Source organism: Mesorhizobium sp. B2-1-8 (assembly GCF_006442545.2).
Taxonomy (GTDB): domain Bacteria; phylum Pseudomonadota; class Alphaproteobacteria; order Rhizobiales; family Rhizobiaceae; genus Mesorhizobium.
The window spans coordinates 1113266-1135459 of the sequence record NZ_CP083952.1 but is presented as its reverse complement, the minus strand read 5'-3'; the positions used below and the strand labels follow the sequence as shown (position 1 = coordinate 1135459).

The window sequence follows — 22194 nt, the reverse complement described above, 5'->3', positions numbered from 1 at the left end:
GATCACACCTTCAAGAGCAGATGGTCGCGTTCCCAGCTCGTCACCACGCTCTGGAACAGGTCGAGCTCGACGCTCTTGACGCGCAGATAGGTCTGGAAGAAATCCTCGCCCAGCAATTCCCGCACCGGGCCGCAGGCGGTGAAGCGGTCGAGCGCTTCCTCCATGGTCTTCGGCAGCGTGCTCTTGATCTTGTAGGCATTGCCCGACGCCTCGGCCGAGCGCGCCAGCTTCTGCTCGACGCCGAGATAGCCGGCAAGCAGCGAGCCGGCGATCGCCAGATAGGGATTGCAATCGGCGCCCGGCAACCGGTTCTCGACCCGCCTTGCCGCGCGTCCGCCGGCCGGTACGCGCAGGCCGCAGGAGCGGTTGTCATGCGACCACTCGATGTTGGCCGGCGCGCTGTGGTTGGGCCGGATGCGGCGGAACGAGTTCACGTTGGGCGCGAACAGCGGCATGATTTCGGGAATATACTTCTGCAGGCCGCCGATGAAATGGCCGAACATCCCGGTGTCGGCGTCGTCGCTGCTGGCGAAAAGCGCGTTGCCGGCTTCGTCGACGACGGACATGTGCAGATGCATCGAGCTGCCGGCCTGGGCCGCGATCGGTTTGGCCATGAAGGTCGCATGCATGCCGCATTGCTGCGCGGCCTGCCGCGTAAACCGCTTGAACAAAAGCACCTGGTCGGCCAGCGGCAGCGCGTCGCCATGCAGCAGGTTGATTTCCAGCTGCGCGGTGCCCGATTCATGGATCAGCGTGTCGAGTGGCAGGCCGGCGGCGGCGGCATGTTCGTAGACGCGGCGGATCACCGGCTCGAATTCTTCCAGCGCGGCCATGTCATAGGGATGCTGCACGGTTTCAGTGCGGCCATTGGCGCCGACCGGTGCGGTCAGCGGTCTGTCCGGATCCGGGTTGGGCGCGGTGAGATAGAATTCAAGCTCCGGCGCCACCACCGCGCGCCAGCCGCGCTGGCGATAGAGATCGAGCGCGGCGCGCAGCACATGGCGCGGCGAGGCCATCCATGGCCTGCCGTCCATGTGGAACGCGTCGGCAAAGACATAGGCCTTGCCTGCCCCCGCACCCCGCGCCAGGCACAGCGTCGAGACATCGGGCACCATGCGCATGTCGGGGTCCGAATAGGCAAAACCCTCGTCGATGGACCCGGAATAGCGGCCGTCGATGCTGACCAGGAAGGCGCTGCTCGGCAGATAGAGCGCACGGTCTTCCAGCGCCTTGAGGAACTTGGCGGTCGGCAGCGCCTTGCCGCGCAGCACGCCGTTCATGTCGGGCACCAGGCATTCGACTTCGCTGATGCCATGCTGCATGAGCCAGGCCTTGGGGTCGGCGATTGCGGTATTCGTGTTCTTGTCGAGCATTTCGTTCATGTCCGTATCAGGGAGAGAATGGCTTGCGCGGCCACGTCCGTTCCGGGTTTCAGCGCCATCTCGGCTGCATTGTCCCTGAGGCGGGCGCGCATGGCGTCATCGGCCAGCAGGCCGAGAATGGCTCTCTCCAATCCTCCTTCGGTCCAGCCGTCACGGCCCATATGGTCGCCTACGCCGGTCTCTCCGGCGCGTTGCGCATTGTCGTGTCCGTCCCAGCAATAGGGCATGATCAGCGACGGCACGCCGAAGCGCAGCGCCTCGCAAAAACTGTTGTTGCCGCCGTGGTGGATGAACAGGTCCGACTTCGCCACCACGGAGGGCTGCGGAAACCAGGCGTCGAGATAGACATTGTCGGGCACCGCGCGGTAGGCATCGCGCAGGCCACCGACATTGACGATGAAGCGGGCCGGCAGCCGGTCGAAGACGGCAAGCATGCGCTCGATCAGGCCGACATCCATGGCGCCGAGACTGCCGAAGCTGACATAGACCAGCGGCCCGCCATTGCGTGGAAAAACCGGCACCTCGAACGGCCCTTCCGAGCGCACGCAACCTTCGAGATAGACGAAGCGATCGGGGTCGAGCGGTTCGGCGCGCTCGCGGCGCACGATCGTCGGCGTCAAGAGCAGATTGAGGTCGGGCGAGGCTTCGAGGAACAGGCCTTTCGGCAATGGCGCCAGGCCGCAATCCGCACGAAAACGGTTGAAGCGGTCATGCGCCGGAGCCGAAGCCGCGAGATAGCGGGCTTCGAACGCCCCGCGTTGCGGATCATCGGCGGCAAGCCCGGACAGATAGGGCGGCACTTCGGCATCGGGCAGCTCCGTCTCGGCGCAGGAAACGACGCGCACCCACGGGCATCCGGCCGCTGCTATCGCCGGGAACATGATGACGTTGTCGAGCACCACCGCGTCGGGCTTCAGCCGCGCCAACAATTGGCGGAGCGCCGCCTCGGCATTGACCGCCGTGTCGACGATCGCCTGCCAGGTCGGCGCGACATAGGTTTCGAGCTGGTCGATCGGGCTCAGCCTGAAATGCGGCAGATGCCGGCGCACGAAGGCCTGCCAGTAGCTCTGGCGCTCGCTGTCGCTCAGCGGCTCCTCGGTCGGCAACTGATATTCCTGGAAACCGTAGTCGGCAAAGACACCGGAAAACCCGGCATGGCAGATGAAGACCGGCCGTGCGCCCTTCGCGCGCAGCGCCTGGGCAATGCCGACGCAATTCAACGCCGCCCCGAAACTGGCTTCGGGAAACAGCGCGATGGTCGGGCTCGCTTTACGCGTCAATTAATCCTCTTCATTCGGGCCGGCTGATCATGCCGAACAGCGCGGGGGCGCCGCGGCTGGCCGCCTGCGGTCGCTGGCTGCGGGAGAGCCGCAGGTGAATGCGAAGCAGATCGGCAGCAACCTCATACTGCCGGCTTTCGAGATGGTCGAGTATGTTCAGGTGCTCGCGCAGTGATTGCTTCAGCCGGAAGACGTTGACGCCGGCATAGATGCCGGGAAGCCGCCGCAGCCTGAGATGATCGGCCAGCGCGTCGGCGACGAAGCGGTTGGCGCAGCCCTCGGCGATCATGCCGTGGAAATCGATGTCGAGCCGCTGGAACTCGCGCGTATCGAACGCGGCGTCGGGCAGCGCCGACAGCGCCTCCATGCCCTGGCGCAACATCGCGGCGCGCGCCCCATCCAGCTGGAAGCCAGGTGTCAGGATGGCCGCCGGCTCCAGCAAAAGCCGGAACTCGTAGCTTTCGCCTTGCACCTCCGGATCGTCCGGTGCGCGGCGGAACAGCCAGGATTGACCCGGCGCCCGATCGAGAAGGTTTTCTTCCGTCAGTTTATTAAGCGATTTTAATACCGTCTTTCTCTCGGCACTGTACCGTCGCATCAACCCGGCGACGGTCACCGTCTGGTCCAGGCGCCGGGCCGACCGGTCGCGCAGGATGGCTTCGGCAAGCTCGTCTTCCTCGGCGGCGGGCAATTCGGCTGATATCGCCGGCTGTGCGGCGAGGTCGATCGCCATGACATAACCGGTGTCGGCCTCCCAGCGCACGACACCCTGTTCCGCGAGCAGGCTGAGCGCCGCCCGTACCGGAGTGCGTGAGACATTGCAGAGCGAGGCGATCTGCTGCTCGGGCAGGCGTGTGCCGGGCGCGAAGCCGCGCTGGCGCGCCACATCCAGGATGCGCTGGGCCAGATCGAGATGATTGGTGCGAGGTCGTCGGGCTGCGGTTTGCATGACTGTGCTCGTGAACGGACGTGACGGCACTGGTTTGACCGATCGGCCTTTCCAGCGCAATCGGCCAGATTCCTCGGCCGGTTGACAAATTATGGATTGACGTACTTTTTTCTGCAATAGTACTGTCGGCACAATCGGCGATAAAAAGACCGAGGGAACGGGATCGATGCGGCGGCGCATGTCGCGCGGGTCCAGAACGAATTCGACGAACCAACCGGAATGGGAGTCCGCCATGACTGCAACCAGCCTGCGGCGCCATGCGCTGAGAATGCCTTCGATCGCCCTGGGGTTTGTCGTGGCGCTGTCCGCGCCGGCGATAGCCGCCGGCCTCGTCATCTCCAATTGGGACGGCTACATGGCGCCCGATGCCATGGCCGCCTTCAAGACGGCGACGGGCGTCTCCGGCGAAGTCGTGGTGCACGCCACCAATGAAGAGATCATGGGCAAGCTGATTGCCGCCGGCGGCAAGGGCTATGACGTGGTCTTCGTCTCCTCGCCCTTCGCCGAGGTGCTGAACAAGCTCGGCCTGACCGAGCCGATGGACCATGCCAAGATCCCCAACCTCGCCAACCTCTACCCGGAAGCGACCAAGCTGCCGCATGATGTCGGCAACACTTTCTCCGTGCCTTATACCTGGGGCACGACCGGCCTCTGCTACCGCTCGGATCTGGTCAAGACCGCGCCGACAAGCTGGAGCGACCTGCTGGCGCCGTCGGACGAGCTGAAGGGCAAGACCACTATGCTGGCGACCGACCGCTGGCTGCTCGCCGCCGGCCAGCTCGACAAGGGGTTCTCCGTCAACGAGACCGACCCGGCCAAGATGGCTGAGGTCAAGGACCTCTTGATCTCGGCCAAGAAAACCCTGCTCGCCTATGACGACACCACCTTCTATTCGAAGCTGGTCTCGGGCGAAGCGCTGATGGTGCAGGCCTGGGACGGCTGGTGCAATTACGGCATCGCCGACAAGCCCGAGATCAAATACGTCATTCCCAAGGAAGGTTCGGATCTCTGGGTCGACACGATGGTGGTGATGAAGGCATCCGAGCATAAGGATGCAGCCTTCCAGTTCATCAACTTCATGCTCGACGCCAAGAACCACGCCTGGGCGGCCCAGAACATCGACTACAAGGTGCCGAACAAGCCGGCCATGGAAAGCCTGCCGACCGACTTCCTGGCGAAATTCCCCAACATGGCGATGCCGGTGGCCGACCTCGTCAAGTTCGAGCAGTTGCGTGACGTCGGCGAAGCCCAGCGCGACTATTCGAAGATCGTCAGCGAGATCAAGGCCGCGCAGTAGGCACTTCTGGAATTAGAGCTTGCGTTCCTTCACGCCCCCCTCTGGCCTGCCGTCTGTCTCCCCCTGTGATGAGGAGATCCACCGGCTTGCGGCCTTTCGCCAATCGCCAGCGCAGCGCCCGCTCATCCGGCCGCTGCGCGGCCACCTTCTCCCCGGCGGGGAGAAGAGGCTGGCGCCAGCGCTGGTGACCTCCTCTCCCCTCGGGGAGAGGTCGCATTGCCCCGAATTGCTCTTCGCAATTCGGTTGGCAATCCGGGTGAGGGGGTTCTTGCGGGCCAGCAACGGGATTGCGGCATGACGCGACCCTCCCGCTCCACCCTGCTGATGGCCCCGGCGCTGGTCTGGTTGACCGCGCTGATGGTGGTGCCGTGCGCGCTGGTGCTGGCGCTCGCTTTTTTCCGGCGCGGCATCTATGGCGGCATCGACTACACCTTCACGCTGGAGAATTTCGGGCTGGTCTTCGACCCGCTCTATGCCGGCATCTTCCTCAACTCGGCGCGCATTGCCGGCACCGCCACGCTGATCGCGGTGGTGATCGGCTATGCCGCCGCCTATGCGATCGCGGCCGCCCCGCGCCGCTGGCAGCCGGTGTTCCTGTTCTTCGCCGTGCTGCCGTTCTGGTCCAACTATCTGATCCGCACCTACGCCTGGATCGTGCTGCTCAACCGCGAAGGGCTTGTCACCCAGCTCCTGCGCTGGTTCGGCTATACCGGTGAGCCGCCCTCGATGCTCTACACCGAAGGCGCCGTCATCGCCGGCCTGGTCTACAACTATTTGCCCTTCGTCATCCTCGCCTGCTACGCACCTTTGTCGCGGCTCAATCCGGAACTCGCCGAAGCCTCGCGCGATCTTGGCGCGTCGGCCATGACGACGTTTCGTCGTGTCATTCTGCCGCTGACCGTGCCCGGCATCGCCGCCGGCGCCGTCTTCGTCTTCGTGCTGTCGATCGGCAATTTCGTCACCCCGGCGCTGCTCGGCGGCGGCCGTTTCCAGATGATCGGCAATCTCGTCTACGACCAGTTCCTGACCGCCAATGACTGGCCGTTCGGCGCGGCCCTGGCGATGGCGCTGATCGCCATCATGTTGTTGGTACTGATGGCGCAGGCGCTCGCCGCCAATCGCGCCTCTGGCCATGTGGAAGAAGCCGAGGGCAACGCGAATGGCTGAACGCTCGCCAGCCACGCGGCGCACGCTTTGGCTCGTGTTGAGCCTCGTCTTCGCCTTCCTCTACATCCCGATCGCGGTGCTTGTGGCGCTGTCCTTCAACGAAGGCGGATTGCCGACGGCATGGTCCGGCTTTTCCTTGAAATGGTACGTCTCGCTGGCCGGCAATTCCGCCATCCTCTCCGCCGCGCTCAACACGCTGATCGTGGCGCTGGTCTCGACTGCCATCGCGACCTTGCTCGGCACCTTGTTGGCGATCGGCATCGAGATGCGCCGGCAAGATGGCAAGGGACTCGAAGCGCTGATCTTCGCGCCGATGATCATTCCCGACATCGTGCTGGCGATCGCGCTCTTGTCGTTCTTTTCGATGCTCAACCTCACCATGGGCCTGCACACCATCATCCTCGCCCATGTCGTGTTCAACCTTGCCTTCGTCTGCTCGGTGGTGCGTGCGCGGCTGAAAAGCTTCGACTGGTCGATCGTCGAGGCCTCCACCGACCTCGGCGCCTCCCCGTTCACCACCTTCCGGCGGGTGACACTGCCGGTGATCCTGCCGGCTGTCATCGCCGGCGCGCTACTCGCCTTCACGCTTTCGGTCGACGAGTTCATCATCGCCTTCTTCACATCGGGCGCCGGCCGTGCCTCGACGACGCTGCCGATGCAGATCTACGCCATGATCCGCTTCGGCATCACGCCGGAGATCAATGCGCTGGCAACCATCGTCATGACGGTCTCGATCGCCGCTCTGACCCTGTCCCAGCGGCTCAACCGGGGAATGATCGGCCAATGAGCGAACCGCGCACGCTGCTGGCCATAGATCATGTGTCGAAGAATTTCGGCCGGGTCACCGCCGTCGACGGCATCTCGCTGGATATCCGCGAGAACGAGTTCTTCGCTTTGCTCGGCCCTTCGGGCTGCGGCAAGACCACGCTGCTGCGCATGCTGGCCGGCTTCGAGACGCCGAACGACGGGCGCATCCTGCTTGACGGCAAGGACATCGCCAGGACCCCGCCCAACAGGCGGCCGGTCAATTTGATGTTCCAGTCCTACGCGCTGTTCCCGCATATGAGCGTGCGGGCGAATGTCTCCTATGGGCTGGAGATGGAGCATTTGCCCGCTGCCGAAATCCGCTCGCGCGTCGATGCCATACTGGCGACAACTGAACTCGTCGCCTTCGCCGATCGCAAGCCGGAGCATTTGTCGGGCGGCCAGAAGCAGCGCGTGGCACTCGCCCGCGCGCTGGTCAAACGGCCCCGCCTGCTGCTGCTCGACGAGCCGCTCGGCGCGCTCGACAAGAAACTGCGCGGCGCCATGCAGCTGGAACTGAAACGCCTGCAGCACGAGGTCGGCATCACCTTCGTCATCGTCACCCATGACCAGGAGGAATCGCTTGTCATGGCCGACCGCATGGCGGTGCTCAGGGATGGCAAGCTGCTGCAATGCGACACGCCGCATGCGGTCTACGAACATCCGGCCGACCGTTTTGTCGCCGACTTCATCGGCGTGATGAATTTTGTCCCAGGCAAGGCGTCAGCCGATGGCGTCGTGGCGGTGAATGGCGCGCGCATTGCCGGCAAGGTTCCCACCGCGCTCACGCCGGGAGCATCGGCAGTGGCGTCGGTCAGGCCCGAACGCGTCCGGCTGTTCCCAGAGGTGTTCCCAGAGGCGCAAGCCGCCAACCGCACCACTGGCACGGTCGAGGCACTGGCCTATCAGGGGCTCGACCTGCAGCTGCATGTCCGAACGCCGCTGTCGCCAAAGCCGTTCCTAGTGCGTGTAACCGCCGACGCCGCAGACCGCCGGCCGGTCTCGTCGGGCGATGAGGTCGAACTCGGCTGGGACGCCGCCGATGTCAGAATTTTCGCAGAATGATTGGAGGAACAGCCTGATGGCGCAGAAGACGATCGCGTTTTTTCCCGAAGCCGCCTACGGCCCAGCGTTGAATTCCGTCGGCATCGCGCAAGCCGTCGAGGCGCGCGGGCACAAAGCGGTGTTCCTGTCCGACCCCGGTTTTATTGGCGTCTACAAGGGCTATGGCTTCGAGGCGCATCCGGTGAACCTCTCCGAACCGATGCCACCCGAGCAGATGGCCAAGTTCTGGGAGGATTTCATCAACGGCCACATCCCGAACTTCCGCAAATCGCCCTACGACCAGGTCGACAATTACGTCAAGGACTGCTGGACGGCGATCGTCGACAGCGCCAAATGGGCGCAGAAGGACCTGCCACGCGTGCTTTCCGCCACAAAGCCGGATGTGATCTGTGTCGACAACGTCATCCTGTTCCCGGCGATCAAGCAGTTCGGCAAGCCCTGGGTGCGCGTCATCTCCTGCTCGGAAAACGAGATCGAGGACGACGGCATCCCGCCGCATCTCTCCGGTTGCGGCGAAAACGACCACGCCGGACACCGGCGCTACCGCGACCATTTCAACGCGGTGATCAAGCCGATCCACGACGACTTCAATGCATTCCTCACCGCCAACGATGAGGCAGCCTATCCGATCGGCCTGTTCTTCGAGCCCTCGCCGTACTTGAATCTGCTGCTCTATCCCGAGGCGGCAAAGTTCAAGCGCACCCACCAGCTCGACCCGGCGAAATTCCAGTACCTCGAAGGCTGCGTGCGGCAGGAAAAACCCTACACGGTGCCGACTTTCCCCGAGAACAATGACGGTCCGCTGCTCTACGTCTCCTTCGGCAGCCTGGGAGCCGGCGACGTCGAGCTTTTGAAGCGGATCATCGCGACACTGGGCAAGACGCGCTATCGCGCGCTGGTCAATGTCGGCGGCTACAAGGACCAGTACACCGACGTGCCCGGCAACGTCATCGTCGACGGCTGGTTCCCGCAGCCTTCGGTGATCCCGCAGGTCGATGCGGTCATCCACCATGGCGGCAACAACTCGTTCACCGAGTGCCTCTATTTCGGCAAGCCGGCCATCATCATGCCCTATGTCTGGGACGGCCACGACAACGCCACCCGCGTCGAGGAAACCGGCCACGGCTTCGGCATGCCGCGCTATGATTGGACGGATGTCGAACTGGTCGCAAAGATCGAAGCCTGCCTGACCGATCCGAAGATGAAGGCGAGGCTAGCGAAGACGTCGGCACAGATGCAGGCGCAGAATGGGCCTGAGAAGGCGGCGGGTTTGTTGGAGGGGTTGCTGTGATTGGAATTGCAATGCCGAGCCCAGGCGCCCCCCTCTGTCCTGCCGGACATCTCCCCCTCAAGGGGGGAGATCGGATGTCGTCCCGGCTTTCGCCAATCACCAAGATCGCCAAGGGAGAACCGGCCGCGAAGCTGCCAATCTCCCCCCTTGAGGGGGAGATGTCCGGCAGGACAGAGGGGGGCCTCGTAGAACGGCGACGAATCCGGGGTGAGCACAACTATGGAGCCCGCTCCTGACCTCCTCCGCCCCGCACCTCCGCCAAGCCTCGACCCGCACCGATCTCGTCGACTGGGGCACTCAACCTGACGCCCTGTCCGGCACCTCCCACTCCACCGGCAAGCTCGTGCACAAAGGTCCCAACAATCAGCCGGAATCCGGCATATGGGTCTGCACGCCAGGCCGCTGGCGCCTCTCGATCCCGCGCGACGAACTGTGCCACTTCGTCGCCGGCCGTGCGACCTACCGGTCGGATGTCGGCGAGGTGATAGAAGTCTCCAGGGGAAGCGTGGTCATGTTTCACGCCGACTGGACGGGCGAATGCACCGTGCATGAGACCATGCGCAACGTCTACATGCTGGCCTGAGCAAGAATCAGCCGCATGGGAGCAAGATATGTCGACACCGCATTGGCCTGATGCCTCGACCGTGGAGCTGGAGGATTGGGGCGCGGGCGCCAACACGCTCGCCGGCGCGCCGCGGGCCTCAGGCAAGATCCTCTCGAAAAATCCTGACGGATCGAGCGAGTGCGGCCTGTGGTCGTGCCCGCCGGGCACCCGCAAGGTGACCTTTGCCGCCGACGAGTTCTGTCATTTCCTGTCGGGGCGCGGCAGTTATGTCAGGGACGATGGCGAAGACATCCCGGTTGGAGCCGGCACGCTCGTCTTCTTCCCCGCCGGCTGGACAGGCATCTCCATCATCACGCAAACGCTGACCAAGGCCTTCATGTGCCGGTGAGCACTTTACCAGGGAAATCCAAATGACCACGCCAATCATGCAATCGCCGCTTTCCGTCACGGACCTTGTAGACTGGGGCGTCATCCCGACGATGATCGAGGGGCAATCCCACACGTCGGGCAAGCTGCTCTACAAGGGGCCGGAAGGCCGTTCCGAATGCGGCCTCTGGGTCTGCACCCCGGGCAAGTGGCACTGCCACGTCACCCGCGACGAGTTCTGCCACTTCCTCGAAGGCCGCTGCACCTATGTGCATGAATCCGGTGAGGTCATCGAGATAGAGCCGGACACGGCGGCGTTCTTTCCGCAGGACTGGAAAGGCGTCTGCACGGTCCATGAGACCATCAAGAAGGTCTACATGATCCGCTGAGCGGATCTGAGAGGATGTCCATGCATTTCTCCGCTGACCGGCCGACGTTCTTCGTCAGCCCGGACTACCGCCCGATGACCGGTGCGAACAGGCCGGTCATCGATCCGGCGACGCTGGAAACCGTCGGCGCCATCGCTTCGGCCAGCGACGGCGAGATCGACGCCGTGCTCACCGCCGCGACCAAGGCGCAGCTTGCCTGGAAAAAGCTCGATGCCAAGAGCCGCGCAAAACATCTGCACGCTGTCGCTAATGCCATCGAGGCGGCGGACCTCACGCGCTGCGCCGAACTGATGGTGCGCGAGATGGGCAAGCCCTTTCCCGAAGCCATCGGCGAGATCGCCAATTGCGCGCCGATCTTCCGCTACTATGCCGAGATGGCGCGCGACGATGCCGGTAAGGTCGCCGGCACGACGCAGGCGGGTTCGTTCCAGTATGCGCGCTATGAGCCCTACGGCGTCTCCGTCCATATCATGCCCTACAATTTCCCGATCCTGCTGATGTGCTGGACCGTCGCCGCCTCGCTCGCCGCCGGCAATGCCTGCATCGTCAAGCCGGCCGAAGCGACGACGCTGTCGACGCTGGAGTACATGACCGTCTTCTGCGCGCTGCCGGAAGGACTGGTGTCCTGCCTGCCCGGCGGCGCGGCAACCGCGCAGGCGCTCATCGCCTCCGACCGCACGCATGCCGTTGCCTTCACCGGCTCGGTCTCCGCCGGCAAGGCGGTTGCGGTGGCCTGCGCCGAACGCATGAAGCCGTGCGTCATCGAGGCCGGCGGCAGCGATCCGCTGATCATCAGCGAGCACGCCCCGCTGGAGGTCGCGGCTGCCGGCAGCGTCACCGCCGCCTTCCACCTCACCGGCCAGGTCTGCACCTCGGCCGAGCGCTTCTTCGTCGTCGATGCCGTGCATGACCGCTTCGTCGAATTGTTTGCCGAAAGGACGCGCGCTCTGCGCATCGGCAACGGCATGCACAAGACCGAGATCGGCCCACTGGTCAGCGAGGCGGCTCGCGCCAAGGTCATGCGCCTTGTCGACGATGCCATTGCCAATGGTGCCAAGGCCGTCACCGGCGGCCGCATTCCACCGGCGCACGACACCGGATGGTTCTACGAACCGACCATCCTGACCGGCGTCACCCCACACATGACAATCGTGCGCGAAGAGTGTTTCGGGCCGGTCGCCGCGATCTGCCGGGTGAAGGATTTCGACGAGGCGATCCGACTAGCCAATGACAGCCCATTCGGGCTTGGCGCCTCGGTGTTCACGACGAATCTGGCCGAAGCGCACGAGGCAGCCGAACGGCTCGAGGCCGGCATGGTCTGGGTCAACAACCCGCTGATCGACAATGACGCCCTGCCCTTCGGCGGCTGGAAAGCATCGGGTCTCGGCCGCGAACTCGGGCGCCAGGGCCTCGACGCCTTCCGCCGATCCAAGATGGTCATCATCGACCACAGGCCGGCAATCCAGAACTGGTGGTATCCCTACCCCGACAGCTGGTTCCGCGAGACCGGCGGTCGCAAACACGTATGAAAAATGGCGCGCGGCAGCGCCGCGCGCCATATCCTTATGCCTCGATTTGCTTCGACCAGGACGCGCGAGAGCAGGAAAAACAATGCCGCCGGGTGAACCCCAGCGGCATCTTTTTTGATAGGCTACTGCCTTTTCAGCGACGAACCGCTACGGCGTCGTTCCCGCTTGAAGCTTCGCCGCCGTCTGGTCGATCTTGTCGGCAAGGACGCCTTGGGCCCAGGCCGTGACATCGGCGTCGACGGGCTTGTTGGCCATGTCCGTCAGCGCCGCGTCGAGCGACGCGTCATCGGTGCCGACCGCTGCCTCGGTTGCAGCGTCCGCCGCCTGCTTAGCCGCCGCATTGTCGGCGTCGACCACCGCCTGCTGGGCGGTGATGTCAGCCTGCAGCGCCGCCGGCTGCTGTTCGGGTGGCAGGGCGTCGATCTCGGCCTGCGACAGCGACGCCAGCGCGGCCAGCTGCGAATTCAGTGCATCCAGCTGGGCCTGGGCGGCGGCGGCAGTGGCGGCGGCCGCGGCAGCAGCTGCCTGCGCATTTTTGGCCGTCGCCGATTGCGTCACGAATGCCTGAATGGCGGCAAACTTCTTGCTCTTGGAGTTCATATAGGCGTTGATGTTGCGCTGCAGCGAGTTCAGCCGGCCGAGTTTGGCGTGGATGTTCTTCTCCTTCGATACGGACGAGACCGTTGTGGTCGTATCGACCGTGGTGTCGGTTGCCGTGTCCGTTTCCGTCTTGGCCGCATGTCCCGGCGCCGCCGACGACTTGCCGTGCGAAGCGCCGCTGTTGCCGCCACTATTCCCGTGAGTTCCGCTATTGCCGTTGCCCCCCCCATTGCCGTTGCCGCCGCCGTTGCCATTACCGCCGCCATTGCCGTGCCCATTGCCGGCGAGCGCCGGAGACGCCAGAAGCGCCAATGCGGCCAGCGCCGCGAACAGTGTTTTCCGGTTTGTCATGGTAATCTCCTCGGGAATCGCGTTCTCGCCCACCGCTGAACCATCTCGGTATGAGAAATCGCTAATTATACCCGGTAAACTTTAGACAAACTCGGTCGCAATGCGAGAGCGGGCGCCGCCTAAAACTCGTATCCACTTGAAAAGAAAGGGAAATCACCGCCTTGGCCCTGCCATGGCACTGAAGTCCCATGCCAACCAGACCATGGTCCTGTGCCGTCCGGCGCCACGCAAACCGCAGCAAAAAAAGGGGCTGAAATGGAAAGGTCGATAGATGAAAGCGGCGGTCTCAGCCGATACTTTCGCCGCCGTCGATCACCAACGCCTGGCCGGTCATGAAGGACGATCGGTCCGAGACCAGGAACAGGATCGCCTCGGCGATCTCTTCGGCCACGGCCCAGCGCCCCATCGGGATCTTGGTGCGGACATAGGTTTCGATCGCCTCGCGTCCGCCCATCTGGGCGATGAACGGCTCGTTGAACGGCGTGTCGACCCAGCCGGGGCAGAGTGCGTTGACGCGCACATTGTGCCGGGCATAGTCGAGCGACATCTGCCTGGTCATCGCCACCACGGCATGTTTGGACGTCGCATAGGCGATCATTTCGCGGTCATAGAACACACCCGAATTCGAAGCCGTGTTGAGGATGACGCCGCTGCCTTGCGCGATCATCGACGGCATGACGATCCTCGCCGCGAGGAACTGTGCCCGCACATTGACCCGCCAGGAGGCATCCATGCCGTCGGTTTCGACCTCGGTCAGCGTGCCGCCGACCTGGATGCCGGCATGATTGTGCAGGATGTCGATGCGCCCATGCTTTTCCAGCGTGCCGGTTATGAGTTGCTCGACAGCCGCGTCCTCTCCGACATCGGTGGCGATGGCCTCGGCCCGGCCGCCCAATGCCCGGATGTCTGAGGCAGTTGCCACGCCGGCGGCCGCATCCCTGTCGGCGATGACGACCATCGCGCCTTCCCGAGCCATGATCATGGCGCCGGCACGTCCGATGCCGGAGCCGGCGCCTGTCACCACGGCGATGCGGTCTTTGAGGATCATGGAGCGGCTTTCAGTTTGATGGCTTGCGCTGGCGCAGCTGCCATTGGGCAAGCACCACGAGCAAGACGGAAGCAACGAGCACGATCGTCGCGATGGCGTTGATCTCCGGTGTCACGCCGCGCCGGATCGAGGCAAAGACATAGATCGGCAAGGTCGTCTGCGCGCCGGCGACGAAGAAGGCGACGATGAAGTCGTCGAAGGAGAAGGTGAAGGCGAGCAAGAAGCCGGCGACCACCGCCGGCATGATCTGCGGCAGGACGATCGAACGAAAGGTCGTCAGCGGCGTGGCGTAGAGGTCGCTCGAAGCCTCGACAAGATTGCGGTCGAGGCTGCCCAGCCGCGTGCCGACGATCATCGTCACCAGCGCCATCGAGAACAGGCCATGCGCGGCGATGATCGAGCCGTAGCCGAGCGACAGGCGCGGCGGCTGGTCGCCGGGCCAGATCGAGGCAAGGAATGGATTGACGACGGCGAACAGCTGGACGAGCGCGACCAGCGTCGAGATGCCGATGACGACGCCGGGAACGACGATCGCCGCGCCAAGCAACCCGTCGAAGATGGCACGCGTTCTGATGCCGACACGCGCCAGGCCAAGGGCCGCCGCGGTGCCGAACACCGCCGCCAGCACGGCGCTGGTGCTGGCAATGAACAGGCTGTTCTTCAGCGCCTCGACCAGGAATGGGTTGGACAGCGCCTTGCCGTACCATTGCACCGAGAAGCCGGTGAACTCGCTGGCATGGTGGCCGGCATTGAAGGAGAATAGCACGACCAGCACGATCGGCAGATAGAGGAACGCGAAGACGGCGATGACGAAGGCGCGCATCAGATGAGGTCCACCCGGCGGGCGCCCGCGACCCGGTTCGAAATGCGGTTGGCGGCAATCAGGACCACCACCGAAACCAGCACCAGCGTGATCGCGATGGCCGAGCCGAACGGCCAGTTGCGCGACTGCAGGAACAGGTCCACCAGCGCATTGCCGATGAAGAATACCTTGCCGCCGCCAAGCAGCGTTGGGATCAAATATTCGCCAAGCAGCAGGATCATGACCAGCGAGAAGCCGGTCATCACGCCCGGCAGCGACAGTTTCAAGGTCACGCCCAGAAAGGTTGACAATGGCGTCGCACCGAGATCGGCGGAGGCTTCCAGCAGCCTTCGGTCGAGCCGCTCGAGGCTGACATAGATCGGCAGGATCATCAGCGGCAGATAGCCGTAGACGATGCCGAGCAGGACGGCGCCCGGCGTGTTGATCAGCCTGACATCCTCGATGCCGACAAAGGCGAGCAGCGCCGGTATGCCGCGTCCGCCCAGAATGTACATCCAGGCATAGGTGCGCATCAGAAGGCTGGTCCAGAACGGAATGACGACCAGCGCGAGCAGGATCAGCCGCCAGCGCTGCGGCGCCTGCAAGGCAAGGTAATAAGCGACCGGATAGGCGACGAGCAGGCAGGCGAGCGCTCCCACCGGCGCCAGCACCATCGTGTTCCAGAACGCGGTCGCCCGCGCCGGAAGATTGGCGTATTGCGCCAGTGTGAAGGCCGCCTGGTAGCCGCCCTCGGGCGCCCGCTCGCCGACGCTGAACACGGCAATGGCGATGAACGGCAGCACCAGGAACACCACCAGCCATACTGTCGCCGGAGCGAGCAGCAAGGCGGTCAGGAAATTACGCCGAAATCTGTTGCCGTGCATTGAAACCGTCCCGGTGCCGGCGGACATGGGCCCGCCGGTCGATTGTCTTAGTCCAGGCTAGTCTCAAGCCGATTTGAAGCGCGCCATCAGTTCGGCGCGACCGGGATCGGTCAGCGTCGCCGCCGCGCCGAATTCGAGCGGCGTCAACAGGTCCGCCGCCGGATAGAGGATCGGATTGTCGAGCACTTCCTTGGGCAGCAGCTTGTTGACGCGTGCATCGGTGGAAGGCGCGCCATTGGCCAGGTGCTCCTTCACCGCGACCTGCGGATTCATCAGATAGTTGAGCAAGGCATAGCCGGCGGGCTTGTTCGGCGCGTCCTTCGGGATGGCATAAAAATCGGTCCAGATCTCGCCGCCTTCCTTGCCCAGCACATAGGAGATCTCGGGGATGTCGCGATGCAGCTGCGCGCCGTCATTGGTCCAGCACATCGTCATCCAGGCGTCGCCCGCGCGCATGCCCGGCTGGTAGTCGGACGAGACGGCGAACAGATGCGGCTTGACCTTCAGCAGCAATTCCTCAGCCTTGGCGAGCTCATCCTGCTTCAGCGAATTGAACGAATAGCCATAATATTTCAGCGCGTTGCCGATCGTGGTCAGCTGGTAATCATGCACCATGGTGCGGCCATCGCCTTCGGCCATGGCGGTATCCCAGAACTCCTTCCAGCTCGTCATCGGCTTGCTGAGCTTCTTGGTGTTGACGGCAAAGCCTGTCGTGCCCCAGTTCTTCGGCACGGCGTAGATCACCTTGTCGATCGTGCCCTCCGAGGTGAAGCGCGGATCCTCCTGGGTGCCGTCGAAATTCGGCAGCTTCGCCATTTCCAGCGGCTCGATGATGCCGAGCTTCTTGTAGGTCGAGATCGTATAATTGGTCGGCACGAACAGGCTCCAGCCCGAGGCGCCGGCCTGCAGCTTGGCCAGCATCTCCTCATTGGAGCCGAACACGTTGACCTCGACGGCGACACCGGTGTCCTTCTTGAAGTTCTCGAAGGTCAGCGGGTCGTGATAATTCGGCCAGGTGGCGATCGACATGCGGTCGCCAAGGCTCTCGGCGGCAAAGGCCGGCGTCGGCATGATGCCGATCTCGCGCGCCATCACCGCCGTCGCGATGCCGAGGCCGGTGAGACCGAGGAAGTCGCGGCGGCCGATCGAGCCGCGCTTCAAGCGCATCAGCTGGTCGACGAAATTCTCGGGGGTTATCGGCAGTCCGTCACGATATGATTTCGACATGTTTGTTTACCCTCTGGTTGGTCCCGTTGTTCTTGGTTTCCGGAAACGCCAGCGGCGTTCCGGACGCATAGCCGATGGCGACGGGTTCACCCGGCTTGAAGAGATTGCCAAGGCCGATCAGATGGTCGGCCTTGGCAAGTAATGTTCCGATGCCCTGGACCTCGATCGCGTATTCCGCCGTCGATCCCAGGAAAATCCGATTGCGGACGACGCCCTTGAGCGGACCGCTCTCAGGAGCGCCAAGGCTGAGTGATTCAGGACGCAGGCTGACCGAGACGACCTCGCCTTGCTGCAGGGTGGTGCGTTTGCGGCCGCAATGACGGTGCCGTCCGCCAGCGCCACGTCCACCAGCTCGCCCGTATGCCCCGCGACCTTGCCGGCAAGCAGATTGGTCTTGCCGACGAAATCGGCCACGAACAGATCAGCCGGCTCGTCATAGATCTCGCTCGGCTGGCCGAGCTGGACGATGCGGCCGCCATTCATGACGCAGACGAAATCGCTCATCGACAGCGCTTCCTCCTGGTCGTGGGTGACCAGCACGAAGGTGATGCCGATCTCGCGCTGCAGGTTCTGCAGCTCGATCTGCATGTCGGTGCGCAGCTTCTTGTCGAGCGCCGCCAGCGGCTCGTCGAGCAACAGCACCGCCGGCTTGTTGACCAGCGCCCGCGCCAGCGCCACACGCTGCTGTTGGCCGCCGGACAGTTCGTGGATCTTGCGGTCGCCATAGCCGGCGAGCCGCACCATTTCGAGCGCTTCGCCGGCCCGCCGGCCTATCTCGCGCGACGACAGCCGTGGCCTCGCCTGGCGCAGCCCGTAGGAAACATTAGCTTCCACGTCGAGATGCGGAAACAGCGCGTATTGCTGGAACACCATGTTGACCGGCCGCCGGTAGGGCGGCGTGCCGGCCATGTCCTGGCCGCGGATGAACACCTGGCCTTCGCTCGGCTGCTCGAAACCGCCGATCATGCGCAGGCAGGTCGTCTTGCCGCAGCCGGACGGTCCGAGCAGCGCAACGAAGGCGGAAGGCGGTATGGCAAGATCTATGCCGCTGACGGCGGTCACCGCGCCATAGCGCTTGGTGACGCCGCGAAACTCGATGTCGGGCACTGCGGTCAAGGCTGCGGGCTCCAGGACGATGCGATTTCAAGACGCTAGCAGAGCCAATGGCAGCTAGTATATACCTCGCAGGTGGTATATCTGATCTATTTTCTCGTTTCAGGGGGTATGGGTTGAGCGCTTCCCGCAACGACGAATACAGCCGGCTCGCCACCCTTGTCGCGGCGACGCGGGAAGCGAGCGGCGACCTGTTCGGTCAAGCGATGGTCGATTGGCTGCGGCGGCATGTCGGCTTCGACCACTGCGTGATCTTCGGCTATCGCGGCGCCTCACGACCGCCACTGCTGTTCGAGACCTTCACACCGGCCGAAAGCCACGTCTTCGTCGCGCTCTACCAGGAAGGCCCTTATTTGCTCGACCCGTTCCATCACGCGGCGGTCGAGCGCAAGGAAGGCTTCTGGCGCATGCGGGAACTCGCGCCTGATCGTTTCTACGCCAGCGAATATTTTCGCTCCTACTACAGCCAGACCAAACTGGCCGAGGAGGTCGGCTTCTTCGTGCCGCTGCCTGGCAAGGACGCGCTGGTGCTGTCGCTGATGCGGCTCAGCGCTTCCGGCCCGTTCGGCACCGCCGATGCCAGGCTGCTGCGCGACATGGCGCCGGCGGTGATCAGCTTCATCCGATTGCGCTGGCCTGCCCTCCCCGCCGACGAACCAGCCGAGACGAAGCAGGACGCGGAAATAGCCGCGGTCAACGAATTCGACCGCGCCCATATCTGGAAAAGCCTGTCGCTGACGCCGCGCGAAAAGCACGTCGTCGACCTGGTGCTGCAGGGCCATTCGACGGAATCGATCGCCAGGGCGATGCGCATCGTGCCGGGAACCGTGAAGGTCCATCGCCGCAACATCTACCGCAAGCTCAAGATCAAGTCGCAGGCCGGCCTCTTCGCCCGCTTCGTCGAGATCATCGACGCGCGGATAAGGAATTGAAGGGTCGGATGCGTCCGTGCTGACGGACCGCATGCTTCGGCGATGGGCGGGAGACATCGATCGCTTCGGCCAATCCCGAATGGCTTTGCCATGCTGACCGAGGTCACGGTTTTGTGTCCGCCAAACATGGCTGCATCGGAAAGTGCCATTGATCGTCTCGGATTTCTACCGTAAACGTTATACTGTAACGGATATGCCACAACGTGACACGCATGGCGGTGTATTGAGTCCGCCCCCGACTTTCCAAAGGAGACCAAGGATGCGTTCCCTTCCCTTCCTGGCCGCGCTGCTGGTTGCGGCGCCGCTGCTGACCGGCACCATTGCCCGGGCAGAAGACAAGCTGAACATCGTTGCCGCCGAGAATTTCTATGGCGATCTTGCTCGTCAGATCGGCGGCAGCCATGTCGCCGTCACCAGCATCCTGTCCAATCCCGACGACGATCCGCATCTCTTCGAGACCAGCCCGTCGACGGCGCGCACCATCGCCGATGCCAAGGTCATCATCTATAACGGCGCCGACTACGACCCATGGATGGACAAGCTGCTCGCCGCATCGAGCAAGCCGGACCGCACGGCCATCGTCGCCGCCGACCTGATCGGCAAGAAGTCAGGCGACAACCCGCATCTCTGGTACAACCCGACGACGCTGCCGGCGGTCGCCAAGACGCTCGCCGCCGAGCTGTCGAAGCGCGATCCCGCCAACGCGGCGCATTACGAGGCCAATCTCAAGCAATTCCAGGCCTCGCTCGACGGCATCGACAAGGAAATCGCAGCCGTCAAGAAAGCCTATGCCGGCACCGAGGTGACCGCCACCGAACCTGTGTTCGGCTACATGGCCGAGGCGCTCGGCCTCAAGATGCTGAATTATGATTTCCAGGTCACGGTGATGAACGACGCCGAGCCAAGCGCGACACAGGTCGCGGCATTCGAAAACAGCCTGAAGGATGGTTCGGCCAAGATCCTGTTCTACAATTCGCAGGTGACCGATCCGGCGACGACCCGGCTTCTCGACCTCGCCAAGCAGAACAAGGTCACCGTTATCGGCGTCACCGAAACGGAGCCCGCCGGCAAGACGATCCAGAGCTGGTTCGGCGGCCAGATCGACGCGGTCCAGAAGGCGCTCGCAGCCCGCACACAATGAACGTGACCGAATGAATGCAATTGAGTTCGCCAAGGTCACGCTGACCTATGGGGGACGCCGGGTTTTGTCCGACGTCTCCTTTTCGATTCCGCAAGGCGCCTTTGTCGGCTTGCTCGGCGCCAATGGCGCCGGCAAGACGACGATGCTGCGCGCCATCCTCGGCCTCATCAAGCCGGCCGGCGGCGCCATTTCGGTGCTCGGCAAACCGCCGACGCGCGGCAACGCTGATATCGGCTACATGCCGCAGGCGCGGCGTGCCCTGACCCAGACGGGGATCAGCGGCCTGGATTTCGTCCTCATCGCGGCCGGCGGCCACCGCTGGGGTTGGCCGGTCGCTTCCGCCGCCGAGAAGGAAGCCGCCTGGAAAGCGCTCGAAGCCGTCGGAGCGAGCGACCTCGCCCGGCGTCCGCTTGCAGAGCTATCCGGCGGCGAGCGCCAGCGTATCCTGATCGCCCAGGCGCTGATCGGTGACCCCAAGCTCCTGTTGCTCGACGAGCCGCTGATCAGCCTCGACGCGGCGCACCAGCGGACGATCATCGACCTCGTGCACGAGATCGGCGAGCGGCTCGGCATCGCGGTGCTGTTCTGCTCGCACGAGATCAACCCGCTGCTGCGCGCCGTCGATCGTGTGCTCTACCTCGGCAACGGCAAGGCCGCGATCGGCAGTGTCGACGAGGTCATCAGCGGGCCGGTGCTGTCGGAACTCTACGGCACGTCGATCAATGTCGTTCGGGTCGCCGGGCGCATCTTCGTGATGGCCGACGATGTGGAACTGGAAAGCGAGGCGCATGTCCACGATCTTTGACTATGAATTCATGCGCAACGCCTTCTATGCCTGCACGGTGGTCGGCATCGTCGCCGGCGCGGTCGGCTATTTCCTGGTGCTCAGGGGCCAGACCTTCGCCGGCCATGCGCTCGCTCATGTCGGCTTCCCCGGCGCCACCGGCGCCGGCCTCATCGGGCTGTCGCCGTTCTTCGGCCTGACCGTGTTCACCGTCGTCGCCGGCATCGGTATCGGCCTGCTTGGCGAGCGCGCGCATCGCGACGTCGCCATCGGCATCGTGCTGACGCTGTCGCTCGGCCTCGGCCTTCTGTTCCTGCATTTCTATACCGCCTTCGCCTCGCAGGCGACCAACGTGCTGTTCGGCAATGTTCTGGGCATCAGCCTGCGCACCGTCATCGTGCTCGCGGCGCTGGCGGTAGCGATCCTGGTCGCTTTGGTGCTGATCGCCCGGCCACTGCTGTTCGCCAGCCTGCAACCGGAACTCGCCGAGGCAAGGGGCGTGCCCCTCAACCTCGTCTCGACCCTTTTCATGGTGCTCGTCGCCTTCGCCACTTCGGAAGCTGTACAAATCGTCGGCGTGCTGCTTGTCTTCGCGTTGATGGTGGCTCCCGCCGCGACCGCGCTTCGACTGACGCAAGGGGTACTCGCCGGCATAACGATCTCGATGGCATTGGCCGTCACCATCGCCTGGATCAGCCTGTCGCTTGCCTACCTGACCGACTGGCCGACGAGTTTCTGGATCACCGCGCTGGGTACATCAGCCTATCTGGTCAGCGGCATCGCGCAACGCTCGATGGCCCGACGCCCGGCCGCCGATGACAGATCCTGAACTCACCCGGAACCAGAAGCTGGTGCTGGCGGCCATTTCACGCGCCGGCAGGCCGGTCAGCGCCTACGACATTCTGAGCGATATCAGGCCGCATGGCATCAAATCACCGGTACAGGTCTACCGGGCGGTCAAGAAGCTCATCGAGAATGGCGCGGTTCACAAGGTCGAAAGCCTCAATGCTTTCGTGCCCTGCGCCGGTCGGCATTCCCATGGTCCGAGAACCACGATCCTGGCGGTCTGTGAACAATGCGGCCGGGTCACCGAATTCAGCGACGACATCACTGACCGCCGGCTCGCCGAATGGGCCGCGCGCGAACGCTTTGACATCGAGGCGACGAGCATAGAGGTCAACGGCCGCTGCGCCGACTGCATGCTCGAACGGGATCGGGGATAGCTCGG

The 22194-nt window shown here is 63.9% G+C and carries 22 protein-coding genes and 1 pseudogene; 14 read left to right on the top strand and 9 right to left on the bottom strand.

Going from position 1 to position 22194, the window contains the following annotated elements:
• Positions 1-2: 2 nt before the first annotated feature.
• Genes FJ970_RS05490 through FJ970_RS05480 form a run of 3 tightly spaced genes read right to left on the bottom strand, consistent with a single transcriptional unit; the run spans position 3 to position 3791 of the window.
• The gene (locus tag FJ970_RS05490; RefSeq protein WP_140761692.1) at positions 3-1373 is read right to left on the bottom strand and encodes a glutamine synthetase family protein; all 1371 of its coding nucleotides are present in this window, start codon (positions 1371-1373) and stop codon (positions 3-5) included.
• Between the two features lie 5 nt (positions 1374-1378).
• On the bottom strand, positions 1379-2662 hold the full coding sequence (locus FJ970_RS05485; protein ID WP_140761574.1) for a nucleotide disphospho-sugar-binding domain-containing protein: 1284 nt from the start codon (positions 2660-2662) through the stop codon (positions 1379-1381).
• 10 nt (positions 2663-2672) lie between these two features.
• Positions 2673-3791, bottom strand: coding sequence for a GntR family transcriptional regulator (locus tag FJ970_RS05480; RefSeq protein ID WP_227792036.1), 1119 nt, complete (start codon positions 3789-3791; stop codon positions 2673-2675).
• A 52-nt stretch (positions 3792-3843) separates the two neighbouring features.
• On the opposite strand from FJ970_RS05480, the gene FJ970_RS05475 reads away from it, so the two are divergent.
• The 9 genes from FJ970_RS05475 (at position 3844) to FJ970_RS05435 (ending at position 12084) form a co-directional block, all read left to right on the top strand.
• The gene (locus FJ970_RS05475) at positions 3844-4908 is read left to right on the top strand and encodes a spermidine/putrescine ABC transporter substrate-binding protein (RefSeq protein WP_140761572.1); all 1065 of its coding nucleotides are present in this window, start codon (positions 3844-3846) and stop codon (positions 4906-4908) included.
• Positions 4909-5232: 324 nt separating this feature from the next.
• A complete protein-coding gene (locus FJ970_RS05470; protein ID WP_140761686.1) occupies positions 5233-6075 on the top strand; it encodes an ABC transporter permease in 843 nt (280 codons plus the stop codon).
• Positions 6068-6862 carry an ABC transporter permease gene (locus FJ970_RS05465; protein WP_140761569.1) on the top strand — a complete coding sequence of 265 codons (795 nt, stop codon included), beginning with the start codon at positions 6068-6070 and terminating at the stop codon, positions 6860-6862. The genes FJ970_RS05470 and FJ970_RS05465 overlap by 8 nt, the downstream gene beginning before the upstream one ends.
• Positions 6859-7944, top strand: coding sequence for an ABC transporter ATP-binding protein (locus FJ970_RS05460; RefSeq protein ID WP_140761567.1), 1086 nt, complete (start codon positions 6859-6861; stop codon positions 7942-7944). Before FJ970_RS05465 ends, FJ970_RS05460 begins: the two co-directional genes overlap by 4 nt.
• Positions 7945-7960: 16 nt before the next feature.
• Positions 7961-9235: a glycosyltransferase gene (locus tag FJ970_RS05455; RefSeq protein WP_140761565.1), complete on the top strand. Its 1275-nt coding sequence runs from the start codon at positions 7961-7963 to the stop codon at positions 9233-9235.
• Positions 9236-9578: 343 nt separating this feature from the next.
• The gene (locus FJ970_RS05450; protein WP_227792034.1) at positions 9579-9818 is read left to right on the top strand and encodes a cupin domain-containing protein; all 240 of its coding nucleotides are present in this window, start codon (positions 9579-9581) and stop codon (positions 9816-9818) included.
• Between the two features lie 28 nt (positions 9819-9846).
• Complete coding sequence (locus tag FJ970_RS05445) at positions 9847-10188, top strand: cupin domain-containing protein (protein WP_140761561.1); 342 nt, start codon at positions 9847-9849, stop codon at positions 10186-10188.
• Between the two features lie 22 nt (positions 10189-10210).
• Positions 10211-10555, top strand: coding sequence for a cupin domain-containing protein (locus FJ970_RS05440; protein WP_140761558.1), 345 nt, complete (start codon positions 10211-10213; stop codon positions 10553-10555).
• A gap of 20 nt (positions 10556-10575) precedes the next feature.
• Complete coding sequence (locus FJ970_RS05435) at positions 10576-12084, top strand: aldehyde dehydrogenase family protein (RefSeq protein ID WP_140761556.1); 1509 nt, start codon at positions 10576-10578, stop codon at positions 12082-12084.
• 147 nt (positions 12085-12231) lie between these two features.
• Here the strand turns inward: FJ970_RS05435 and FJ970_RS05430 are convergent, their stop codons facing one another.
• The 6 genes and pseudogenes from FJ970_RS05430 to FJ970_RS05405 all read right to left on the bottom strand — a co-directional run bounded on the left by FJ970_RS05430 (position 12232) and on the right by FJ970_RS05405 (position 18112).
• On the bottom strand, positions 12232-13035 hold the full coding sequence (locus FJ970_RS05430) for a hypothetical protein (protein ID WP_140761683.1): 804 nt from the start codon (positions 13033-13035) through the stop codon (positions 12232-12234).
• Between the two features lie 286 nt (positions 13036-13321).
• On the bottom strand, positions 13322-14083 hold the full coding sequence (locus tag FJ970_RS05425) for an SDR family NAD(P)-dependent oxidoreductase (RefSeq protein WP_140761554.1): 762 nt from the start codon (positions 14081-14083) through the stop codon (positions 13322-13324).
• A 10-nt stretch (positions 14084-14093) separates the two neighbouring features.
• On the bottom strand, positions 14094-14906 hold the full coding sequence (locus tag FJ970_RS05420) for an ABC transporter permease (RefSeq protein ID WP_140761552.1): 813 nt from the start codon (positions 14904-14906) through the stop codon (positions 14094-14096).
• Positions 14906-15769, bottom strand: coding sequence for an ABC transporter permease (locus FJ970_RS05415; protein WP_140761549.1), 864 nt, complete (start codon positions 15767-15769; stop codon positions 14906-14908). Before FJ970_RS05415 ends, FJ970_RS05420 begins: the two co-directional genes overlap by 1 nt.
• A gap of 63 nt (positions 15770-15832) precedes the next feature.
• Complete coding sequence (locus FJ970_RS05410; protein ID WP_140761547.1) at positions 15833-16996, bottom strand: ABC transporter substrate-binding protein; 1164 nt, start codon at positions 16994-16996, stop codon at positions 15833-15835.
• Positions 16977-18112: pseudogene (locus FJ970_RS05405) on the bottom strand (ABC transporter ATP-binding protein). The gene FJ970_RS05410 and the pseudogene FJ970_RS05405 overlap by 20 nt, the downstream one beginning before the upstream one ends.
• A gap of 113 nt (positions 18113-18225) precedes the next feature.
• Between FJ970_RS05405 and FJ970_RS05400 the strand changes: the two are divergent.
• The 5 genes from FJ970_RS05400 (at position 18226) to FJ970_RS05380 (ending at position 22189) form a co-directional block, all read left to right on the top strand.
• Positions 18226-19041, top strand: a complete 816-nt coding sequence (locus FJ970_RS05400; RefSeq protein ID WP_140761545.1) for a response regulator transcription factor — start codon at positions 18226-18228, stop codon at positions 19039-19041.
• Between the two features lie 259 nt (positions 19042-19300).
• Positions 19301-20182 carry a metal ABC transporter solute-binding protein, Zn/Mn family gene (locus FJ970_RS05395; RefSeq protein WP_140761542.1) on the top strand — a complete coding sequence of 294 codons (882 nt, stop codon included), beginning with the start codon at positions 19301-19303 and terminating at the stop codon, positions 20180-20182.
• A gap of 10 nt (positions 20183-20192) precedes the next feature.
• Entirely contained in the window at positions 20193-20987 is a 795-nt protein-coding gene (locus tag FJ970_RS05390) for a metal ABC transporter ATP-binding protein (RefSeq protein WP_140761540.1), read from the top strand.
• Complete coding sequence (locus tag FJ970_RS05385; RefSeq protein WP_210243058.1) at positions 20971-21795, top strand: metal ABC transporter permease; 825 nt, start codon at positions 20971-20973, stop codon at positions 21793-21795. Before FJ970_RS05390 ends, FJ970_RS05385 begins: the two co-directional genes overlap by 17 nt.
• Positions 21782-22189 carry a Fur family transcriptional regulator gene (locus tag FJ970_RS05380; protein ID WP_140761537.1) on the top strand — a complete coding sequence of 136 codons (408 nt, stop codon included), beginning with the start codon at positions 21782-21784 and terminating at the stop codon, positions 22187-22189. Before FJ970_RS05385 ends, FJ970_RS05380 begins: the two co-directional genes overlap by 14 nt.
• The last annotated feature ends 5 nt before the right edge of the window (positions 22190-22194 follow it).

Coding starts and splice junctions, on each gene's coding strand:
- FJ970_RS05490 (WP_140761692.1), bottom strand. CDS start 1,373: ATGCTCGACAAGAACACGAATACCGCAATCGCCGACCCCAAGGCCTGG.
- FJ970_RS05480 (WP_227792036.1), bottom strand. CDS start 3,791: ATGCGCCGCCGCATCGATCCCGTTCCCTCGGTCTTTTTATCGCCGATT.
- FJ970_RS05475 (WP_140761572.1), top strand. CDS start 3,844: ATGACTGCAACCAGCCTGCGGCGCCATGCGCTGAGAATGCCTTCGATC.
- FJ970_RS05470 (WP_140761686.1), top strand. CDS start 5,233: ATGGCCCCGGCGCTGGTCTGGTTGACCGCGCTGATGGTGGTGCCGTGC.
- FJ970_RS05465 (WP_140761569.1), top strand. CDS start 6,068: ATGGCTGAACGCTCGCCAGCCACGCGGCGCACGCTTTGGCTCGTGTTG.
- FJ970_RS05460 (WP_140761567.1), top strand. CDS start 6,859: ATGAGCGAACCGCGCACGCTGCTGGCCATAGATCATGTGTCGAAGAAT.
- FJ970_RS05455 (WP_140761565.1), top strand. CDS start 7,961: ATGGCGCAGAAGACGATCGCGTTTTTTCCCGAAGCCGCCTACGGCCCA.
- FJ970_RS05445 (WP_140761561.1), top strand. CDS start 9,847: ATGTCGACACCGCATTGGCCTGATGCCTCGACCGTGGAGCTGGAGGAT.
- FJ970_RS05440 (WP_140761558.1), top strand. CDS start 10,211: ATGACCACGCCAATCATGCAATCGCCGCTTTCCGTCACGGACCTTGTA.
- FJ970_RS05435 (WP_140761556.1), top strand. CDS start 10,576: ATGCATTTCTCCGCTGACCGGCCGACGTTCTTCGTCAGCCCGGACTAC.
- FJ970_RS05430 (WP_140761683.1), bottom strand. CDS start 13,035: ATGACAAACCGGAAAACACTGTTCGCGGCGCTGGCCGCATTGGCGCTT.
- FJ970_RS05425 (WP_140761554.1), bottom strand. CDS start 14,083: ATGATCCTCAAAGACCGCATCGCCGTGGTGACAGGCGCCGGCTCCGGC.
- FJ970_RS05420 (WP_140761552.1), bottom strand. CDS start 14,906: ATGCGCGCCTTCGTCATCGCCGTCTTCGCGTTCCTCTATCTGCCGATC.
- FJ970_RS05415 (WP_140761549.1), bottom strand. CDS start 15,769: ATGCACGGCAACAGATTTCGGCGTAATTTCCTGACCGCCTTGCTGCTC.
- FJ970_RS05410 (WP_140761547.1), bottom strand. CDS start 16,996: ATGTCGAAATCATATCGTGACGGACTGCCGATAACCCCCGAGAATTTC.
- FJ970_RS05395 (WP_140761542.1), top strand. CDS start 19,301: ATGCGTTCCCTTCCCTTCCTGGCCGCGCTGCTGGTTGCGGCGCCGCTG.
- FJ970_RS05390 (WP_140761540.1), top strand. CDS start 20,193: ATGAATGCAATTGAGTTCGCCAAGGTCACGCTGACCTATGGGGGACGC.
- FJ970_RS05385 (WP_210243058.1), top strand. CDS start 20,971: ATGTCCACGATCTTTGACTATGAATTCATGCGCAACGCCTTCTATGCC.
- FJ970_RS05380 (WP_140761537.1), top strand. CDS start 21,782: ATGACAGATCCTGAACTCACCCGGAACCAGAAGCTGGTGCTGGCGGCC.